Origin of the sequence: Longimonas halophila (genome assembly GCF_002554705.1) — a bacterium.
Taxonomy (GTDB): Bacteria; Bacteroidota; Rhodothermia; order Rhodothermales; family Salinibacteraceae; genus Longimonas; species Longimonas halophila.
The window spans coordinates 307,871-327,959 of the sequence record NZ_PDEP01000001.1 but is presented as its reverse complement, the minus strand read 5'-3'; the positions used below and the strand labels follow the sequence as shown (position 1 = coordinate 327,959).

Here is a 20,089-nt window from a genome sequence, read left to right as displayed (position 1 = left end):
CAACAGCGTCCCAGTGCCCTGGGACGTTACCATACCTCAAAGGTGCGAGTAAGGGTGTTTATCCAAGGTCCGCCGTGAAGGATTGGATGTGTGCAGCAATGTCGCGTTGCGCTGCGTCGAGCGCATCAAACGACGCTGTGACTCCTGCAACGTGGCTTTTGCACGCGGGCATTACGTAGGTACGAACGCCATCCACGGTCTCAATGACGGGCACGGCCTTGTTGTCCTCCTCTTCGGCAAGGTCAGCCCGAATGGATCCAGTGACGCGATTGGCATCGTCGCTCATCGCGAGGGCCAGCGTAGCCTGTGGGCTGTACGTACGGCTCTGGTTACTGGTGACGCGCCAGTTAATCAGTCCAGCAGCCAGGGCTTCCGTCAGCTCGGTTCGCCGCTCTTCAGGACAAATTAAGTCTTCTCCGCTTTCGGAAAGCGTCCAACCTGCTTCTTTGAGCTCCTCGATTTTCTCCTTGCTGAGTTCGGGTTCGTGCTGGTTGGTCGAGACGGTAAACAGCCGCGTAAGGTCAATGGCCACGTCGAACACGTACAGCCCATGTGCACGCGGCCCGACCTGGTCTTCGGGAATCCAGTTGCGACGCGGCAGGGTGCGATCATTCGATGTCAGGAAGTTCTGAATGTCTTCCTCTGACATCTCCTCCCCCTTTGCATTCACGACACGTACGGGATGATGCTCCGGATCATCGCTCCTATCGAACGACGCCGACTCGCGAGCCAACCCGGCAAGCAGTGGGTGCAGAGGCCGCATCGCAGAGATCGAAAGTGGGCTGCGACGCTTTACGGTACCGCCATTCGATTTTGCTCGCATCCAGCCCCCTAAAAGCTGGTCGGCGTACTGTGGATCGCATGGGGACCAGGGTTCTTTGTCCTCAATCGCGTTGTCTTTAGTGATCTTACGGTTGAAGGTGATCGGCGCCCGGCGCTCATCCAGTGCTTCCGATACCGCATCGAGCAGCGAGCGCTTCACCTGCTGGCCACTGGAATACGCAACCTTGCGTCCGAACTCGGGATCGTAATAGGTTTTCTGGCCATCTTGTACAGAGAATACGGTGTGCGTTGCCTCGCGCAGTCCGCGAATGAAAAGGTATTTGCTGGTAGCCATGGGTGTCTGTTTATTTGCGTGTGCGTGTATCGATGAGTGTAAAACCATGCTTAACTACTTGCTGAACACGGTGTACTTGAGCCGAAGCAGTGTTGCAAACAGAGGAAAGTCGGAAGCGGGCATTTTGACAATGGTATCTGCCAGCTTGTTGAAATGCTCGGCATGCGAGTCGTCTTCCTTTAGCACCGCTGTCAAAGCATCGAGAAACTCGCGTCGGTGCCCTGCTTTTAGGACTTCCTCAGCGCGACGCTTTTCAGTGGTGTATGTATCCTCCCCCGATTCTGCGTGCGCCTTGAGCGCCTGGGCTGTGGATTCTGTAAGGTCGATCAGTTCTTCATTGTTGAGCATGGCAACAATCCATGTTTGAAAGATACGATAGCGATTTTGCTTGTTAGGGCTGCGTGTAGGCGTGGGCATCTTGTCTTTCCTGCCACCGGGCATGTAGTCGCGCAGTTTGTCGGGTTGCAGTGCCCGCATGCCAATGGTGCCTTGCTGACACGCCGCGTAGATGCTGTACTGCGTATCGTACATGTCGGCCAGACTCCGCGAACTGACGCCCTCCACGTCGCCAAACAGCTTTTCGTGAAGCTGTGCAAGACGTTGTACATCTGGAAGATGAAGCTGCCGAAATCCCACTGTGGTATTCATCTGACCAAGCGAGTAGAGATACACCGTTGGCGTTTCACCAGGCAACGCCCGCGCTAAGTTAAAAAGCACGCTGGCCCACTTCTGCGTCTTGATTCCCGTTGACTTGGTTGTGCGGGGCTTAAGATCACGCAACGGATCGTTTTCGCGATAGTCGTACCCAAATCGGTGACAGATCCAGTGTCCGTTCCAGGTCTCCACCTGGTTGCCCTTCAGGCCAGGCGTTTGGTCCAGATACGAGCGATAGGCAAACCACCCGTCAAGCAGTGCCAGCAATACGTCGTCGTGATCAACGAGCATCGAAAGCCCGCCTTTCAGCCCGATGCCCGCCATAGCACCCACCCACGAGCAGTATGCTTCATCGGGGTTTGCCGACGCGCCCACCGTGCTCACTTGTCCAGACGTCGTTTCCAGCACACCGCTGGCCATTCCGCCCATAAATAGATGTCCAAGGGGCTCGTCAATAGCTGCAACCTTCTCATAGGTATCGGCAAGGGCCCGTTGACGAACGTCGGGATCATCACGCTTGCCAGAATACGTAGGCTGGGCAAAGGGCGAGTTATTTGGCCAGAACAGGTAGCGTTCGTCGTCAAATGCTACGGGAAAGACTACTTCGTCGAAGAAGTCGTGCGGCGAGAGCGCCGGCCCGTCGCGGCGGTGCTCGTTATACAGGTCAATGATGCGGCGTCCGATGTAGGCGGTGTACATAAAAAGAAGCTGTTAGAGTAAGGTAGTTGACTCGCAAGCAGTTGATTTAGATAAAGTTAGACGTGGCATTGTCTTCAGCACTCGTCGTCAGGCCAACCGGGCGCCCCCCCGGGTTGTACCAGGAATCTAGCGCGCACATCGGGTAACTTCCAAATTTAAGCGTAGGCCAGTCGAATCGCTTGAAACTTACAGGCACGGGAATGTGCATAAGCTGACGCTCAGCCCAGCGTGCATTGGCGTAGGTCTCGACTTCAGACCGGAGGATGCACACGGCTGAATTGATGTTTAGCGCATCCAGCAGCACAGACTTCGGACGGTGTTGAAGTTTCTGGATGCGGTACGAATCGCCGTTCCAGATAAAGTGCGTCGCAAGCTCAGGGACCTCGATTTCAGGGTACACCGCATCGATGAGCGTTTGCACTTCAGCTTCTGGAAGTACATTTCCATCAGGAAGCACGCTAAAGCTCTGCCGTACAACGTCTGCGTCGTAGGGCAGCACAGCATTGTCATCATTGGGCGGAGCCACGATGTAAATGGGCTTGTAGGTGCCAATCGTCTCGGCAGAGCGCCGACGGTTGACGCGTCCGAAGCGTTGTACGAGCGCATCCAGCGGGGCAGCGTCGGTAATCATCGCATCGAACGAGATGTCCAGACTCACTTCCACAACCTGCGTGGCTGACACGACACACGGGCCACCCATTTCTTCGAAGCGCTTAATCTGCGACTCCAGTTCGGCCCGTTCTTTCCGTTTGTACCGGCTGTGAATGAGCATCGACGGCACATCCATCGCTTCCACCTGCTTGTATCGGTCTTGCGCTGTCTGCACCTGGTTGCTCACCATGAGAACGCGTTGCCCATCAGAAAGCAACTGATGCAACGTATCCCACATGGCATCTTGACCCTGTATTTTGTGGATGCGATGCCGGTTGAACGTGTCAAGGGTTTTGTGTGGCAGCCGCACTTCGTCAACCTGTTCAGCGCCGCCCAACACCTCCACTAAAGCATCAGCCAGAGCGGTTGGGATTGTTGCTGTTCCGATATGTACCCGGCATCCCAGTTCAACAAGCATGCGAACAATTTGCAGCACCATCGAGCGGGCTACGCCGTCGTAGGTGTGCACCTCGTCGAGAATTACGTCATTGCCCCGCAGGTCCAGCGCCATCGCCTCGTATCCTGCTGTGCCAAACACAATCGAGGCCAGTTGATACGGCGTCATGACCTTGACGCTGGCTCCAGGGTGACGCTGCAAGTCGGCATCCTCAGTCCACTCGTTGTCCATTTCGATACGTGAGGTAGCGTGCAGACGCCGCACATCGGCAGGCACGTCGAAGTGCTCATGGAGATCGGTGTGGATACGCTCATACATGGCGTTGATTGAGGCCTGAAAGGGGAGCGTGTAGAACACACGTCCCTGGCAGCGTGCAAGCAGAAAGTTGGTCTTTCCTGCACCGGTAGGAGCAACGACAAGCGTATGCGGACGCGGGTCGTCCGTGTCGATCTGTGAGAGCGGATACAGATCGGAAGCGGTGTACGGCGCATGGCCATGCCGGTAGCCCTCCAGGTTGGGCGCCTGATAGAGCTGTTCTGCTTTATCTTGGGTCGCGTGGGTGTAATTAGATGCGAAGTGGTCGGCAGTCATCAAGAGCCCCCGAAATCGCGACCAGCCGTCAGGATTTTGGCGGCAGTGGTGCAATGCTGCATCGAAGGCCGTGCGGCGCTCTGCCTCGGAGATGGGCTGCACCTCCCACCCAAACGAGGCCGCCACCTGCATAGCTGCAGGCCCCCAGGTGGACCACTCCTCGTTGTGGCGTGCAAAGACAGCATCCGAGCCAAACTCGCGGCATAAGTCGATTAGACCGCGACTGCTTCGGTCTTTCTTGATAGATTTGTGGTGAGCGGCCACAAAGTCGATAAGCGCAGGCCACTCATGCTTCGGACGCAACGGCAAGAAGAGAAGCGATGAGATTTCGTGACGGTGTGGCTCTTCCCGAATCCAGTCTTCTTCGGATAGCTCATTCCTAACCATCTGCTGAAAAAACGGATGGCCTTTACCCAGGTCGTGTAACACGGCTGCCCGGCGGGCCTGGTCTACGTCCATGCCCAACTGCTCTGCTGCATGCACGACAGCCGTGACAACATGCTGTGTGTGCTCCTTAATCGTGAGGCCACCCTGGTCTTCGCTTTTTGCAAGTAGCGTCATGATAGCAGCTAATTTCAGGTGTTTGAGATAGGGGATGAACTGGATAATGTCACGCCGCCACGGGCGACTGCTCGACTGGATTGCCCGTCACACTGAGCCGTCCGTACATAGGAGCCCCATCTTCAAAGCGGTTGTAGCCGACAAGAAAGGCATCATCGCTGTCCTCAAACAGCAACTCAAACCCAGTGAGCGCATCAAATTGATCTTCTGATAGCGCTTGAATCGCACCCGACGGGTACACCACATCCTCATTTCGGCACAGACAGAGATGCTCGCTGTGTGCTTTCTGGGCATCCTCCACTGTTGGGAATGCAAGATGGAGACGAGGCGAAAGCATGACGCCCCGCTCAATAATCGATGTATCCCGCTGGTACTCGACGGTATTGTACTTCTTAACCGTCTTCTGCTTGTAGCCACGCGATTGTGTGGTTTCCTGCTGGATGCTGAATCCCTTGTGTGTGAGACAATGGCGCAGAATGGCGCTTACCTCCAGCTTCTGACGCATGCCTTCTACGATGCTCGGCGTGAGGAACTGCTGGCTGTACGTCTGCTCATCGCGAACAGCCGTCCATGGTTTGATGAATCCAAATGGACCGGTGTAGGTGACAATGTGCATCTGGTTATCCATCTGTTTATGTGTCTGTTGAATAAAACGTGTCGTCGTCCCACCGTGTGGGGTTGGTCTGGATGTACCGGCGGATGCGGTGCCAGGCGCCTGCGGTGCGGATGATGTGGTCGTGGTAGTTGCGCTGCCAGACCGGCGCGCCCGGCGTCTCGCGCATCTGGTTGATGCGGCGGGTGACGGCGGCCTTGTACCCGGCGATGCATGACCCGAGGGAGCGGCGTTGCGGGCCGCAGGGTAACGTCGTCCGGCCGGACGACGTTACGTCTGGATCGGGGGGCGTCGGGGCGTCTACGGGGGGCACCGCATACCCCTGAGGGTCGGTCGGTGCGTCGGCATCCGGCGGGGCGATCACCACAATGCCGTGGATGTGGTTGGGCATCACCACGAAGGCGTCCAGGTGGACCTCGTCGCGGATTGCTTCGGAGCGGTGCCACTCTTCGGCGGCCACGCGCCCGAAGGCGTTGCAGCGCATCTGGCCGTCGACAACACGCCCGAACAGATGCATCCGGTCATGGGCGCAGATCGTCACGAAGTACGCGGCGGGCTGCGTGTAATCCCAGTCGGGATGGCGGCGCGACCGGTGATGCGTTTGGTATCGGTCGTAATCGGGCGGCATGGTCCCTGAGGTTATACTGTGTGTTTCATTGCAGCGCCCCAAACCCGCTCCCCGTCAGGTCGCCGATGCCCACGAGCCAGGCGAACCGAAGGGCCTCGGGCGGGCCGTCGATGATGACCGGACACATGCTGGCGCGGTGCTGGGTCTGTTTGATGCGCACGAGCTTCGTCTTTGGATGCGCGTAGCTGCGGTCGAACTGCACGTGCACCGCGCTCGGGTCCACGTCGATACCCGAAGCGGAGAGCTTGGTGCGCAGCGTGCGCGTGAGGGCGGCGTCGGCGTCCGGGTCGTCCCACGTGAGGTGGGCGCGGCTGCCGTCCTCGCGGGTCTGGCGCGCCAGCACGGGACTGTCCACCTTAAACGTGTGGGGTGCGGAAAACGACGGCGCGCGCTGCTCTTTGGCTTCGGCTACGCGCATCCCATAGGCCACCGTCGGATCGGTGAGCATCCCATCCATGCAGGCTTTGGCGGCTTCGGACTGGTAGAAACTGACGCGCCAGTCGGCTCCTTTTGGAAAGAGCAGGCCGTCTTTCGTGCCCGTGCTCCGCTTGAGCCAGCCGAAGCTGTAGAGACTCAGGCCGTCGTGCAGGTTGTTGTCGGGGCCGATCCACTTGTGGAGCGCCCCGGTGAGCTGGTGCAGATGGTCGTAAGGGACAGGTTCGGTGGACGGGGTGAGTGTCAGATTGAGACGCATAGGGATGTTTTTTTTGTGAGCGTATGTTGATTAGGGGGTAGGTCAGTATCAGAACTGGCCTTCCAGTACGTCCAGCCTTTGTCCGTGAGCACGACATTCTTTACATCCCCAGAGTCCACAAATGCGACATGGCTTCTCCGTTTTAAATGGCAAAGAACGTGGCTGATAGCACAGCCGCTTTGATCGGATGCAAGCGCACGTAGCCTTTCTCCTTCTCCGGTCATGATAAGGCTCACGATTCTACGATAGCGATTATTTTCTCTCATAACACCGATGGTTCTGCATGCCAATGCTTTTGGAATATCCTGGTTTCAGCCACCGGCGAAGCTTAAAGGTGTTCCGAAGAACACAAGATCGAGTCTGAAAGAAAAGTCCAACGGGGAACAGTATGACAGTTTTAGACCTACGTTGTAACGTCGGGATCTATTAATCGGACCGCTCAAGGCATTGAAATATGGTTCTGCAGGCCAATAGGAATCCTGACGCTTAATCGGACCTCATAGGTATCGCATGCCCGCAGCAGTTGCAGCGGGCATTTTTGTTTGTGCCCTGATCATGCTGTTTTAGTATACGCCGCGCCTCCTCCACAACCGCACGCTGCAGGACGGGCGAGCCAAGCAGCGTGGCATAGCGTCCGTAGCTGAGCACGAAGCGGACGGTGGGAAGCAGGGCTGCACTCTGGCCCAGCAGTTCGAGGGTGCCGTCGGGGCGGCGCAGGCAGAGCGGCGGCTCAATCCATGGCACAGCGGGGGCCCCTACAGCGGTGCGCAGGCGCAGGTGGATGGCGTGGGCGGAGCGACACGACGACGGATTTGGCATGGTGATGCGGGGCGAAGCGAACAGGCATGAACGCATCGCGAAGGTATAAACCGCTCGTTCGATCCGCGACATTTCGCGTCCGGAACAATGCGTCCACCGCTCTGCCGCGATCTGTCACGCTTGCGACGCATACTGGGCGGCCACGGCCTCTGCATCCTCCTGAATCTGCTGGGCGAGCTTCTCGGGCTCCAACACCGTGACCGCGGGGCCCCACGAGCGAATCCACGAATGCATATCTTTGAGCCCCTCCACATCGTACGAGACGATGAGGTGGCCGTCGCTGCCTTCATGATCGACCTGCTGCGTGGGGTGGTATTTTTTGCGCCGAAAGTAGCCCGCCACCTCCGGCGCAACGCGGATGCGTACGAGATAACTTTCGCCCGTGGTGGCGCCAAAGCGCTTGTCGAAATGCAGGATCGGATCGAAGTCTTCGGGCGGCTCAAAATGGGTGTCGTGCACCTCAATGGACTGGATATCCACCAGGTTGAAGTCGCGGATGTCCTCGCGCATGTGGCAGTAGGCCACGCAGAGCCAGGCGCCGTTCTGGGTGCCGATGACGAGTGGATCAATCACGCGCCCTTTGTTTCGGGTTTGCCGGCTGGCGTTCATGTAGTCGATGCTGATGGTGCGCTGCTCGTGGATGGCCTGACGCACTGTCTCAAAGATGTCGGGGTCGATGGGGACGGATCGCGCTTCTTGGAAGTACCAGCGCGACGATTCCTCGTTGGGGTCCAGCGTAAACACGTTCTGCTCGGGAATGCGGGTCATCAGGTCGTCGTAGACCGCCTTTAAGGGGGCGGTCAGCGGCGTGGGACGCAGCAGTGAGCGCCCGGCTTCAATGGCCACGATCAGCGCCAGGAGCTGGTTTTCAGTGTAGCGATCTCCGCTCTCGGGGTAGCGCTCGGCCTCGGACAGCGCGTACTGGTTCATGTTGCCAACGTGTGTGGTCTCGACCGGAAGTCCCCTACCTTCCAGTTTCTTAGCCGCACGCAAAATGGTGCGCGTGGACACGTTGAGCCGGTCGGCGGCCTCGCGGGTGGTGAGCACATGGCCGGTGCGCAGCAGGTGCTCCAACTGCTCGTGAGCGGGTTTGCTTGTGGGCATGGCGTGTGGATGTAGAGTTAGATAGCGTGTTTTAGAGATGGTGCCACGTTGCCTTGGTGCGATTAACGTCGACCGGCCGGTCGACGTTAACGGTCTCCGGGGGCTGCGCGTCCAAGCGCTGACGGATGGGGGGCCGTGTCGGCGAGATGTCCGCATCTCAATACCCCAACAGTGCGCCTGTCCCGAGCGGAGCCGCGGACGCCCCAGAAGCGCCCCCAACCGACCGTAACGACGCAGGGCCTGCGTCGCCCGGAGCAATCCGTTACCATACGGTCTGGCATCTGCTCATGCAAAGTAGCGCGACCTCAACCTCATGCTCCCGTCTGCATGCGAAGGCGGATCTACGACGGCGTCTCGGGGCCCTGGGGACGGTACTATGCCTCAACGGTGCGCCTGTCCCGAGCAAAGCCGCAGGCGACCCAGAAGCACCCCTCCAACCAGCCGTAACGACGCAGGGCCTGCGTCGCCCAGAGCAATGCGTTGCCATGCAGAGCGGCATCTGCCATGCAAAGCAGCGCGATCTCAACCTCATGCTCCCCGTCTCTGCATGCGAAGAGAGCCCCATGACGGCGTCCCAGTGCCCTGGGACGTTACGTATGCCTCAAAGGTGCGCCTGTCCTGAGCGGAGCCGCGGGCGACCCAGATGCGCCCCCCCAACCTGCCGTAACGACGCAGGGCTCTGCGTCGCCCGGAGCAATGCGTTGCCCTTGCGGAGCGGCATCTGCCATGCAAAAGTAGCGCGATCTCAACCTTATGCTCCTTGTCTGCATGCGAAGAGAGCTCCATGACGGCGTCCCAGTGCCCTGGGACGTTACTATACCTCAAAGGTGCGATTAAAAGCGATATTGGCGAGCGCATTGAAGTACGCACGCACCAATTTCAATACCTCGAAGGTGCGATTAAAAGACATCAACCTCCGTGCGTGGGCGATGAAGCAGGACAATTTCAATACCTCAAAGGTACGATTAAAAGATGAGCGACACGAAGCAGATCACATGCACCGTGCAATTTCAATGCCTCAAAGGTGCGATTAAAGGATGCCGGGGGCGGGGGCTTCCTCGACCTCGATGGCGAATTTCAATGCCTCAAAGGTGCGATTAAAGGCAGATCGCGGACCTGCTCGGCGACGAAGACAGCGGAGGATTTCAATGCCTCAAAGGTGCGATTAAAGGCGCCTGGTGGACCTGCATGGGTGGGTGGTGGAGGCGATTTCAATGCCTCAAAGGTGCGATTAAAGGCGCCTGGTGGACCTGCATGGGTGGGTGGTGGAGGCGATTTCAATGCCTCAAAGGTGCGATTAAAGGCTTTGGCGTGGTCGTTGACCTCCGCATCCTCTTTTGATTTCAATGCCTCAAAGGTGCGATTAAAGGATGTATCCTCTGATCGCATCCACACATACAGCAAACAATTTCAATGCCTCAAAGGTGCGATTAAAGGTCTGTAGTCAACGAGGCGGCCTTGCCCGATGCGTTTCATTTCAATGCCTCAAAGGTGCGATTAAAGGCCAATCCGGGCCCCACGCAAGGCGCAGTGCAGCTCAAATTTCAATGCCTCAAAGGTGCGATTAAAGGAGGTGGCCCCGGCGGCCGACAAGACAAGCCGCTCAAATTTCAATGCCTCAAAGGTGCGATTAAAGGTGGCGAGGAAGGGCTGGCGCTCATTGAGGTGCCGAGATTTCAATGCCTCAAAGGTGCGATTAAAGGCCACGCAACGACGCGATCGGGGACGACTTCTCGTTTCATTTCAATGCCTCAAAGGTGCGATTAAAGGCCGCGCACGGCTGGGATGGGACCCGAAACGATCCGAATTTCAATGCCTCAAAGGTGCGATTAAAGGGGGGAGGATTTTATCCGCGAACGTCGTCTTAGGGGGATTTCAATGCCTCAAAGGTGCGATTAAAGGGCCTGATGGAATATGCAATTCAGCCCACTTAGATGCAAATAAGCGGCGATTTGGCGATGATTGAGCGCGCCCGATGTCGTCACCCTCCGGTAGCGTGTAAACCCCCGGGGGTCCGACGACATTCGCTAACTCCTTGATCCTACGCTGCGTATCCATAAAAATTAGGATGTGGCACAGTGGTTGCGGCAGGCGTTTTCCCGAAAATGGGCGGAGGCCGACGACAGATCGGCCTTCAGCGGCGCTGCAGGCGCACTCGTTTTCGTGGCGTGTGCGTCGGGTCCTCTGCATTTAGCACTTGATTCAAGTGGTCACCTACAAGGCTGTCATTTTGAGCGTATTCCAGCCATCGGGGGAGTCGAAGAATCTCCTCATCGCACCTGCTTTGCTCTCATTGGGAGAGATTCTTCGTCGCTTCGCTCCTCAGAATGACAACATGTGTTGGTGTTGTATCATACCCTGCAACTTGAGTTTTTTTATGAAGGCATACGCGTGTGCACGGCGAATCGTTCGGGGTGCTGCGGTCAGAATGTGGCGGTGAGTTCGACCTCGAAGGTGTGGATGACATCGGCCGCGGCGGGGGCGCGTCCGTTGTAGCGAAGCGAGCCTTGCAGCAGATCCGAGAATACGTAGCGTCCGCGCAGGCCCCACAGGTACGAGGTGCCCGCACCGCGTCCGTCGGTGAGTTCGAAGAGGGCACGGCCCTGGGCATCGCCCTGCAGCGCGATGTGGGCGACTTCGGCCTGAGCGCTCAGCCGGGCCTGGCGTGCGCGACGCCAGGTGGCCTCGACCGGGGCGCGCCACACGGTAGCCCGGCGCGTGCCCCGGCGATCGGTCTTCTGGGCCCACGACGGACGCACCTGCAGCTGCCACGCGGGGGTAAGGTCGATTTCGGATTCGGGCTGCAGGCGCCATGTGCGAATGTCGTAGCTGCGCGACTCGAACGCCTCGCTGGTGGAGCGGTCGCGCTCGGTTTCGGCCTGTAGCTGCACCTGCCACGGGCGCACCGGACGCCAGCGCGTGGTGGCGCTCCACGCCTGCTGAAACGCCTCTTGCAGTCCGGCCGAGCGGTCGTCGAGGCGGCGGCGCTGCGTCCATTCCAGCGTGCCGCCGGCGCGGCTGCGGCGCGGAAACAGATCCAGCGTCTGGCGCAGGTCCAGCTGTCCGTTCACGGTCTGCCCCGGCTGGCGGTACTCGCGCGGATCGAGCAGGTAGACGCCCCACAGGTTGGGCGACTCGGTCTGCTCCTGGATGCGCGCTTCGCTCCGGCTCTGCACCACCGAGAGGGCGCGTGCCACAGGCGACGACGCATCGTCCCACACGCGGCCCGGATCCAGTCGAAGTTGCATCTGCGCCTGCACATTGGCCACCGGCACCAGCGAATCCGACGGGACAAACGACTGGATGTATTCGCCCTCGCCCGGCGTGGTCTCGGGGATGAACTCATCGATCTGCGGGATGCCGTCGTCGTTGGCATCGGTCCACACGAACTGCCCCAACTCGGGGCCTACGCGGATGAACGTTTCCTGCACGGTGGGCGTGCGCTCGGTCTGCCCCTGATACGACACGTCCAGGTCCACCGCGCGCTGGGCGGCAGCGGTAGCCAGTTCGGCGCGTACGAGCAGCGTCTCGCTGTCGCGGGCCTGCCGGTTCAGGCGGAAGAACTCGCGCACGCTGCGGGTGCGGTAGCGGCCTTCTACCTGAAAGCGCGTGGCACCGGAGCCGGCGTAGTCGGCGCTAAGCCCGGCCTGCCACGCCTGCGCGGCGGGTTGCAACTGCCCCTCGGCCTCCTCTTGCTCGGCCCGTAGCCCGCCCTGCGCCGTGAGGGTCCACTGCGCCGGGTCGAACGTGAGGCGGGGCTCGACCTCCCACAGTTGAAACGAGTTGCGCTGCAGAGCCCCGGCACCGGCTCGCTGCATGCGACGCTCGAACCGACCATCCAGCGCGGGCCGCCAGGTCTCGGCCCCGGCGCGGGCCAGGCGGGCGGTCTGGCGGATCCACCGGCCCTGCTCTTCTGAACGTGCACTCTCGATCCATGTGCCGGTGTATTCGCCGCGTAGCCCGGTTTGCGGCGCGTACTGCGCACGCCCCTGCCACCGCGTACTGCGGAACGCCTGCCCCACCGAAAGCCGCCCCCACTCACCCGAAAGCGCCGCCGCATCGGTCGGGGCCCAGGTGGTAGTGATCTCGCTGATGGACTCGCGGCCCTGCGCCTGCAGCGTGTCGGGCAGCTCCGCGCCCGTGCGCTCTACGTTCCAGCGGCGGTTGAACTCGACCGATCGACCGCGCTCGAAGGGCTCAAACTGGGCCTGCCGCACCGCGCGGGTGGCCTGGGCCTGGAGCGTGCCCGCGTCGTATCCGCCTACCGAGAGCGGCTGCGGGTCTGTATTCAGGCGGATGCGATAGGCATGCGCTTGCGTCTGCGTGTCTTGTCCGGAGGCAAAGCGGTTGGCGTCGACCCGCGACTGCGCCCAATTCCCCGCAAGCCGCCACCCTGCCCACGGCTCCGTGGCAGCGCGCAGGTCCACCACGCGCTGTGCCTGCGGGCGCGGTAGCGGACGCTCGGGTGTGTAGCGGCCCTGTCCGGGGCCCACGTACGTGTAGGCGATGCCGTTCTGCTGCGCTCCGCCCCGCTGGTAGCTGCCCTGCCCCGGCCCCACGCGGGTAAACTGGACCCGAAAGACCGGCTCATCTTCATCGGGACGCTCCGTAAGAGCCACGAAGATGGTGTCGGGCGTGCCGTCGGGCCCCGCGACCGTGTCGCGGCGGTACTGCACGAAGGGCGCTTCGGGGTCGAACTCCACGCGGGTGGCCCCGCTGCGCGTGACGGTGCTGGTGCCTGCGTTGGCGAGGGCGGTGGAGTCTTCGGGCGAGAGGCCGAGCGCCGCGGCAAAGTCGCCGCCGTCGGCTTCGCGCAAAACGGTGGCACCCACTTCGAGGCGGGCGCTGCCATCGCTGCGGCGCCAGAGGGCGGCGTCGGCCTCGGTGCCCAGGAGCGAGCGCGTAAACGGCGTGGCGGTGTACTGAAACTCGACAGTGATGCGCCGATCGGAGGTGATGAGCCGATCGGCGGTAAAGGTAATCTCGCTACGTGCATAGTCGATCACGTAGTCGTTGCTCTCGCCACGCTCCAGGCGCTCGCCATCCAGAAAGACGCGCTCCGAGCCTGCCGTAATCACAATGAACGGCTCGCCCTCGCGTCCGCGCAGCCGGTAGGGGCCCTGCACGCCATCCTCGGCGTCGATCTCCTGGCGGCGAAAGAGTCCGCGCGCAACTGCTCCCACGGCCTGCGCCTGCACCTGTGCTGGGCCTGCGCTAAAGGTGCTGCTGCGAAGCTGCCCGCCCTGCAAGAGGCGGTCGTAGGAGGCGAACGGACTTTGCTGAAACGAGGCCTCCACATCACCGAGCTGGGCGGTGCCGGGCGGCGCATCGATCTCGATGAAGACGCGGTCGAACTCGCTGAGGCGCTGCGTGGTGCCGTCGGGCTGGATGGGCGTGTCCTCGTCGGTGAGGGTGGCGCGGACGGACACCTCGTCGGTGAGGTCGCCTTCGAGGTCCAGGCGCAGCCCCGATTCGAGGCGGGCGTCGCGTTGCGTGCCGCCAACAATGCCCCGCGAGATGGATCCGCTGCGCTGCAGGCGCACGCCTTCGAACGGGTCGTAGGCCCCTGGGGCCGGCGCCGACGTGTCGGGGTCTGCGATCTGATCGGCGGGCGGGCGCTGGCCTTCGGTTTCCTCCTGACTACGTGCGGTGGCGCTTAGCGGCCAGCGGCGGTAGGCGATGACGAGGGTGTCATCGGAGGCGAGCGGCGGATCGAATGCGAGGGTGGCGGCGCGCAGGTCGAGGGTGTAGCGGGCGGGGTCGGCGGGCGTGCCGTTTACGTAGACGGTGGCGCTGCTGGGCCGAATGTAGCGCGGAATGGGGTAAGGCGACGGCTGAAACGCGTCGATGGTGTCGCGCTGCGTGGTCAGATCGCCAAAGACGAGGGTCGAATCGGACACAGGCGGCTGGTCCTGCGCTCCAATCGGCTGCATGAGTCCGCTGCATATGAGCACCAGACCAATCCAGAGCAGCAGGCGCATCATGAAGCGGAGCCGGACGTTCGGTTGTGGGAGGCAGCGTGGGCATCGCTGTGTACCGTGGCTTCGGGGCATCGTTGCAGCAGCCGTCTGGTGGCGCCGGAAGCGCCCATAGCAAACCCCGCCTCGGGATCGGTCCCAGGGCGGGGTGGGTGTTGTTGGATGCGTCGGGGAATGTTAGGCCGCCGCAAACTCTTTCTTGACGACTCCGATCTGGCTGCCTTCGAGCACCATATCGATCTCGCGCGATGAGAGGTCGTGCTCGGCGACGTAGGTTTCGCCCTTCGTCACGTTCTCGACCTCCACCTCGTTGCCGTTTTGGATGGCATCGCGCAGGCCGGTCAGCTTCAGCGTGTCGCCCTGGTCGATGCTCTCATAGGCTGCATCGTCTTGGAACAGGAGCGGCAGGATGCCGAAGTTGGCCAGGTTCTGGCGGTGGATGCGCGCAAAGCTCTTCACGATCTTAACGCGCGTACCGAGCCAGCGGGGGGCAATGGCTGCGTGCTCGCGGCTGGAGCCTTGCCCGTAGTTGGTACCCGCCACAATGGCGTGGCCGGTGTCCTTCACCGCTTGACTGCGCTCGAAGAACTCTTCGTCGACCTGCTCAAACACGAACTCCGAGATCTTCGGGATATTCGAGCGGAACGGCAGAATGCGCGAGCCGGCGGGCATAATCTCATCGGTTGAGATGTCGTCGCCCATCTTCAACAGCACCGGCACCTCCATGGCGTCGGGCAGCGGCTCGAATTCAGGGAGCGACACCACGTTGGGCCCTTTCTCCAGCTCCAGGTGCTTGGCCTCCTCTTCGGAGGGTGGCGCCACGAGCTGGTCGGTGTTTACGATGATGTCTTCGGGCTCTTTGGCATTCGGGTAGCTCATGCCGTAGATGTCCTCCAGATCGCGCGGGTCGGTAATCTTGCCCGTGAGCGCGGAGGCGGCGGCGGTTTCGGGGCTCACAAGATACACGGCGTCTTCCTTCGTGCCGGAACGGCCTGGGAAGTTGCGTGGCACCGTGCGCAGTGCAATCTGCCCCGTGGCGGGCGCCTGCCCCATGCCGATGCAGCCGTTGCAGCCAGCCTGGTGGATGCGTCCGCCTGCGCGGGTCAGCATCTGCAGGTGGCCGCTGTTCATCAGGTTCTCCAGAATCTGGCGCGACGTGGGATTCACGTCGAACGAGACGCGGTCATGCACCTGCTTGCCGTCCACGATTTCAGCGGCGGAAGCAAAGTCGCGGAAGCCGGGGTTGGCGGAGGAGCCGACGTACGACTGATAGATTTCTTTCCCTTCGACCTCGCGCACCGGCACCACGTTGCCCGGACTGCTCGGCTTTGCGATCATCGGCTGCAGCGTCGACAGATCGATCTCCTCGTGGACATCGTACGTCGCGTCGGGATCGGCCTTCAGCTCGCTCCAGTCGTCTTCGCGGTTCTGCGAGCGCAGGAAGCGCTTCACCTCGTCATCTGAGGGGAAGACCGTGCTGGTGGCGCCCAGTTCGGTGCCCATGTTGGCGATGACATGGCGATCCATGCAACTGAGGTTGTCGAGCCCCGGCCCATAGTATTCGATGATGCGGTTCACGCCGCCGTCCACATCGTGGCGACGCAGCATCTCCAGAATCACGTCCTTGGCGCTCACCCAGTCGGGCAGCTCGCCGGTCAGCTCCACGCCCCATACTTCAGGCATGTTGATCGTGTACGGCTTTCCGGCCATGGCCATGGCCACGTCGAGTCCACCTGCGCCAATGGCAAGCATGCCGATAGCACCGGCGGCCGGCGTGTGGCTATCGGATCCAATGAGCGTTTTGCCGGGCTTGCCGAAGCGCTCCTGGTGTACCGGGTGGCTCACGCCATTGCCGGGGCGGCTGTAGTGCACGCCAAACTTCTTGCAGGCGCTACGCAAGAACAGGTGGTCGTCGGGGTTTTTGTAATCCGACTGAATCAGGTTGTGGTCAACGTACTGCGCCGAGACTTCGGTTTGCACGCGAGGGATGCCCATCGCCTCAAACTCCAGCATGACCATGGTGCCGGTGGCATCCTGGGTCAGCGTCTGGTCCATTTTGAGTTCAATTTCTTCGCCAGGCTGCATCGTGCCCCCTTCGAGGTGGCTGTCGATGAGCTTTTCTGCAACGTTCTTGCCCATGATGTGTGGTGGTGTTGGTGATCGGGATGGATGACGAGGTATGCCATACAACAGCGTTTTCCGCCGAAAGGTGGAAAGAATCGATGCTGTTGCACAAGTGTTACAAAACAGTAGGGTGTAGAGTTACAAGGGATACACGGGATTTCAATCTCGTGCGGCGCCCCATTAGTTCTCGCCGCCCTCATCCGCATCAAACGCCTTTGTCCACGGCATCTCGGTTTTGTTGAGGAACGCCTGGATGCCGGCCTGGCAGTCGTCGGTGCCGCGGGCAAAGGCGTTGAGTTGCACCGCGTGGTCGAGCGCCTCGCGGTAGCCCATGCCCGGTACATCGGCCAGGAGCTGCTTCGTGAGGGCCACCGCTGACGCACTCGTGTCGCGGCTGATGCCTGCTGCAATGGACTGCACCGCGTCGCCCAACTCCGACGCGGGCACCGCCCGGTGGATGAGCCCGAGTTCGGCGGCCTCCGCTGCATCAATGAGTCGTCCGCGCAGCATAAGGTCGCGCAGGGCGGCCTCGCCCAGTTTGCGGCACACGTACACCGCTACAATGGCCGGTACAAACCCGATGCGCACCTCGGTAAAGCCCAGCTTGGCGGATTCGACAGCTACCGCAAAATCGCATACCGATGCCAGCCCGCAGCCGCCCGCAATAGCATGGCCGTTTATTTTTGCAATAACGGGTTTCGGGTGGGTGTAGATTGCATCGAAGAGCGCAGCCAGGCGCTTTGAGTCCGCCCGGTTCTGCATCGGACCCGCCGTGCGCATTGCTCGAAGCGCTTCCAGATCGGCCCCCGAGGAGAAGGCCGATCCGGCTCCGGTAAGCACGACCACACGGTGCTCGGGGTCGTCGGCATCGGCGCGCAGGGCGTCGTGCAGTGCCTCCACCAGCGGACCGTTCAGGGCGTTGCGCTTCTCGGGCCGATTCAGCGTGATAGTGCGGACGCGGGCCTCCGTCTTTTCTTCGATAAGTGGCATAGAATCAGGGTTGTTCATAGGGGATGCGAGACGGTGTCCAATATACAACAGCGCCTGCGCATCCCCAAATGCACGGCTCTGCTGCTCAATAGTGCTGTGTGACGCGTGATTGTTTGGGTCGAACCGAGATAGGTACGCGTGCCGTGCCGTGCCGACAAGTTCCAGCTAAACGCCAGGGAGATGTTTCGACTGCGCTCACCATGACAGGCTTCGTGGGGGCTGATTGCAGTGGAGCCATCAAAATGAGGGTTGACAGAGCAATAGATCTCAACCGTGCTGTCCTTTATCAGGCCCACGGCAGCAGCCAGTCCACCAGCTTCTTGGTGACGTTTCCGTAGGGCGGATACAGCTGCTGCATCACCCCCGAAGCGCCAGTGCGGCGCATCACGCTCCGCTGATTCGAGAACTCCTTGAACCCGTATTCGCCGCCGCTTGCGCCAATGCCGCTGTGTCCGGCCCCGCCAAACGGCAAGTGCGGACTCATGAAGTGCACGATTACGTCGTTCACGCAGACATCGCCCGACTGCGTGTGGTCGAGCAGGCGGCGGGTGGCCGATTCGTCGCTTGTGAAGTGGTAGAGCGCCAGCGGGTTCTCGCGCGTGTTGATCGCGGCGATGGCGTCGTCGAGATGATCGAACGGCTGCACAGGTAAGATCGGACCGAAGATTTCCTCCTGCATTAGCGTCGCGTGGCTGGGCACCTCGGTAAGTACTGTTGGCTCAATGTAGTGCTCGCGGGTGTCTACGGTGCCTCCAAATTCGAGGCGGGCGCCCGTGTCGATCGCCTCGTCCAGCGCATCACTCAGCCGCTCAAAGTGCCGCTCATTCACGATGCGGGCATAATCAGCGCTCTGCTGGCGCTCGCTCGGGGTTGTGCCGAATGACTCGGCAAGGGCAACACGCATCGCATCCATAAGCGCAGGCATGATCGCCCGCTCAGCCAGCACATAATCGGGCGCGATGCACGTTTGCCCCGCGTTCAAGAACTTGCCCCAGATGATAGTGCGCGCTGCGTGCTCAATGTCGGCACTTGCATCCACCACCGTGGGCGACTTGCCGCCCAGCTCCAGCGTCACCGAGCTCAAATGCTCCGCCGCCGCCTTCATCACGATGCGCCCCACTGCCGGACTGCCTGTGAAGAAGAAGTGATCAAAGGGCTGGTCGAGCAGCGCCTTCCCGGCCTCCTTATCGCCCCGCACGAGCGTGACTTCGCGCGGATCGTAGAGCTGCTCAATCATGTCGGCCATGAGTGCGCTGCTGTGCGGCGTGTACTCCGACGGCTTCAAGATGACGCTGTTGCCTGCCGCCAGTGCGCTGATGAGCGGACCCAGCGTAAGAATGAACGGGTAGTTCCACGGGCTCATGATGCAGACCACGCCCTTCGGCGTCGGCTCGATGTGCGACTTTGTGCCCACCAGCATGCGGTGCGTGGACACGGGCTTCGGGGCCATCCACTCGCGCAGATGCTTCATCGCAAACTGCGCCTCCTCGCCGATCATCTTCACATCGCTCATAGCGCTTTCGATGGGCGGGCGCCGAAAATCCTGGTACATGGCCGCCTGGATCTCGTCGCGGCGGGCCCACACGTGGTCGTGCAGCCGTTGTATTTTACGGATGCGGGTGTCGGCGTCTTGGGCGCGCACGGTGGGGCGGTGCGCCTGCTGCGCCTCAAATGCGTGCTGGACCACGGTCGCGATAGATTGAGAATCGGAATCGGGGGGTGCCGGAGCCATTCGTAACGTTTCCATAGAGCACTGGAAAAAAAGGGGGAGAACACCGTGCATGTAGAGCACACACAGCTATAGCTATCAAACCAGTTTACTGAACGTATGCACGCACTTTTGGTTGTCGACATCCAAAACGACTTCTGCCCCGGTGGCGCGCTTGCGGTGCCCGAAGGCGACGCGATCATTCCGACCGTAAACGCGCTCATGGACGACTTCGATGCGGTCGTTTGCACGCAAGACTGGCATCCGCCCGAGCATCAGTCGTTTGCCTCGCAGCACGACGGGCGCGCCCCGTACGACACCGTCGAGATGCCGTACGGCGAGCAGGTGCTCTGGCCCGATCACTGCGTGCAGGGCACCAAGGGCGCCGACTTCCACCCCGCCCTGAACACCGACCGCGCTGATCTCATCATCCGCAAGGGCTTTCGTCCGGAGATCGACTCCTACTCGGCGTTCTACGAAAACGACGGCGCCACCGCCACGGGCCTGACGGGCTATCTGCATGAGCGCGGCGTGGATACGCTCGTCGTGGTGGGCCTGGCTGCGGACTTCTGCGTGAAGTGGTCCGCCACCGACGGCGTTGACGAGGGATTCGACGTGTACGTGGTCGAAGACGCAACCCGGGGCATCAACCAGGACGGCTCGCTGGCCGCCGCGTGGGAGGCCATGACCGGCGCGGGCGTGCAGATTGTGTCTTCGGGCGCTGCGCACACGCTGGCGCGTTGAGCAGGCCCGCCAGCTTT

13 protein-coding genes and 1 CRISPR repeat array are annotated in these 20,089 nt (G+C 61.0%); of the genes, 1 reads left to right on the top strand and 12 read right to left on the bottom strand.

Annotation, left to right across the window (positions count from 1 at the left end; translation table 11 throughout):
* Positions 1-58 precede the first annotated feature (58 nt).
* From CRI93_RS01315 to CRI93_RS01260, 12 genes are all read right to left on the bottom strand, one after another.
* Positions 59-1,117 (bottom strand): CRISPR-associated protein Cas7, encoded by a 1,059-nt coding sequence (locus CRI93_RS01315; protein ID WP_098060790.1) that lies wholly within the window; start codon positions 1,115-1,117, stop codon positions 59-61.
* 54 nt (positions 1,118-1,171) lie between these two features.
* On the bottom strand, positions 1,172-2,470 hold the full coding sequence (locus tag CRI93_RS01310) for a hypothetical protein (protein ID WP_098060789.1): 1,299 nt from the start codon (positions 2,468-2,470) through the stop codon (positions 1,172-1,174).
* Between the two features lie 46 nt (positions 2,471-2,516).
* Complete coding sequence (locus tag CRI93_RS01305; protein WP_098060788.1) at positions 2,517-4,670, bottom strand: CRISPR-associated helicase/endonuclease Cas3; 2,154 nt, start codon at positions 4,668-4,670, stop codon at positions 2,517-2,519.
* A gap of 49 nt (positions 4,671-4,719) precedes the next feature.
* The gene (locus CRI93_RS01300; RefSeq protein ID WP_217992482.1) at positions 4,720-5,298 is read right to left on the bottom strand and encodes a hypothetical protein; all 579 of its coding nucleotides are present in this window, start codon (positions 5,296-5,298) and stop codon (positions 4,720-4,722) included.
* A 4-nt stretch (positions 5,299-5,302) separates the two neighbouring features.
* Complete coding sequence (locus tag CRI93_RS01295) at positions 5,303-5,911, bottom strand: transposase (protein WP_098060787.1); 609 nt, start codon at positions 5,909-5,911, stop codon at positions 5,303-5,305.
* 25 nt (positions 5,912-5,936) lie between these two features.
* Positions 5,937-6,605 carry a CRISPR-associated endoribonuclease Cas6 gene (locus CRI93_RS01290; RefSeq protein ID WP_098060786.1) on the bottom strand — a complete coding sequence of 223 codons (669 nt, stop codon included), beginning with the start codon at positions 6,603-6,605 and terminating at the stop codon, positions 5,937-5,939.
* Positions 6,606-7,091: 486 nt separating this feature from the next.
* Complete coding sequence (locus CRI93_RS01285; protein WP_098060785.1) at positions 7,092-7,424, bottom strand: hypothetical protein; 333 nt, start codon at positions 7,422-7,424, stop codon at positions 7,092-7,094.
* A 114-nt stretch (positions 7,425-7,538) separates the two neighbouring features.
* Positions 7,539-8,528: a helix-turn-helix transcriptional regulator gene (locus tag CRI93_RS01280; RefSeq protein ID WP_176521605.1), complete on the bottom strand. Its 990-nt coding sequence runs from the start codon at positions 8,526-8,528 to the stop codon at positions 7,539-7,541.
* 810 nt (positions 8,529-9,338) lie between these two features.
* Positions 9,339-10,430: direct repeats of the CRISPR family, unit length 30 nt; unit sequence ATTTCAATGCCTCAAAGGTGCGATTAAAGG.
* Positions 10,431-10,951: 521 nt separating this feature from the next.
* The gene (locus CRI93_RS01275; protein WP_098060783.1) at positions 10,952-14,512 is read right to left on the bottom strand and encodes a hypothetical protein; all 3,561 of its coding nucleotides are present in this window, start codon (positions 14,510-14,512) and stop codon (positions 10,952-10,954) included.
* 171 nt (positions 14,513-14,683) lie between these two features.
* Complete coding sequence (locus tag CRI93_RS01270) at positions 14,684-16,645, bottom strand: aconitate hydratase (protein ID WP_098060782.1); 1,962 nt, start codon at positions 16,643-16,645, stop codon at positions 14,684-14,686.
* Positions 16,646-16,810: 165 nt separating this feature from the next.
* Positions 16,811-17,638: an enoyl-CoA hydratase/isomerase family protein gene (locus CRI93_RS01265; protein ID WP_245850250.1), complete on the bottom strand. Its 828-nt coding sequence runs from the start codon at positions 17,636-17,638 to the stop codon at positions 16,811-16,813.
* Between the two features lie 268 nt (positions 17,639-17,906).
* Complete coding sequence (locus CRI93_RS01260) at positions 17,907-19,367, bottom strand: aldehyde dehydrogenase family protein (protein ID WP_176521604.1); 1,461 nt, start codon at positions 19,365-19,367, stop codon at positions 17,907-17,909.
* Positions 19,368-19,448: 81 nt separating this feature from the next.
* Between CRI93_RS01260 and pncA the strand changes: the two genes are divergently transcribed.
* Positions 19,449-20,072: a bifunctional nicotinamidase/pyrazinamidase gene (gene pncA / locus CRI93_RS01255; protein WP_098060780.1), complete on the top strand. Its 624-nt coding sequence runs from the start codon at positions 19,449-19,451 to the stop codon at positions 20,070-20,072.
* Positions 20,073-20,089 lie beyond the last annotated feature (17 nt).

Coding starts and splice junctions, on each gene's coding strand:
- CRI93_RS01315 (WP_098060790.1), bottom strand. CDS start 1,117: ATGGCTACCAGCAAATACCTTTTCATTCGCGGACTGCGCGAGGCAACG.
- CRI93_RS01310 (WP_098060789.1), bottom strand. CDS start 2,470: ATGTACACCGCCTACATCGGACGCCGCATCATTGACCTGTATAACGAG.
- CRI93_RS01305 (WP_098060788.1), bottom strand. CDS start 4,670: ATGACGCTACTTGCAAAAAGCGAAGACCAGGGTGGCCTCACGATTAAG.
- CRI93_RS01300 (WP_217992482.1), bottom strand. CDS start 5,298: ATGGATAACCAGATGCACATTGTCACCTACACCGGTCCATTTGGATTC.
- CRI93_RS01295 (WP_098060787.1), bottom strand. CDS start 5,911: ATGCCGCCCGATTACGACCGATACCAAACGCATCACCGGTCGCGCCGC.
- CRI93_RS01290 (WP_098060786.1), bottom strand. CDS start 6,605: ATGCGTCTCAATCTGACACTCACCCCGTCCACCGAACCTGTCCCTTAC.
- CRI93_RS01285 (WP_098060785.1), bottom strand. CDS start 7,424: ATGCCAAATCCGTCGTCGTGTCGCTCCGCCCACGCCATCCACCTGCGC.
- CRI93_RS01280 (WP_176521605.1), bottom strand. CDS start 8,528: ATGCCCACAAGCAAACCCGCTCACGAGCAGTTGGAGCACCTGCTGCGC.
- CRI93_RS01275 (WP_098060783.1), bottom strand. CDS start 14,512: ATGATGCGCCTGCTGCTCTGGATTGGTCTGGTGCTCATATGCAGCGGA.
- CRI93_RS01270 (WP_098060782.1), bottom strand. CDS start 16,645: ATGGGCAAGAACGTTGCAGAAAAGCTCATCGACAGCCACCTCGAAGGG.
- CRI93_RS01265 (WP_245850250.1), bottom strand. CDS start 17,638: ATGAACAACCCTGATTCTATGCCACTTATCGAAGAAAAGACGGAGGCC.
- CRI93_RS01260 (WP_176521604.1), bottom strand. CDS start 19,367: ATGGAAACGTTACGAATGGCTCCGGCACCCCCCGATTCCGATTCTCAA.
- pncA (WP_098060780.1), top strand. CDS start 19,449: ATGCACGCACTTTTGGTTGTCGACATCCAAAACGACTTCTGCCCCGGT.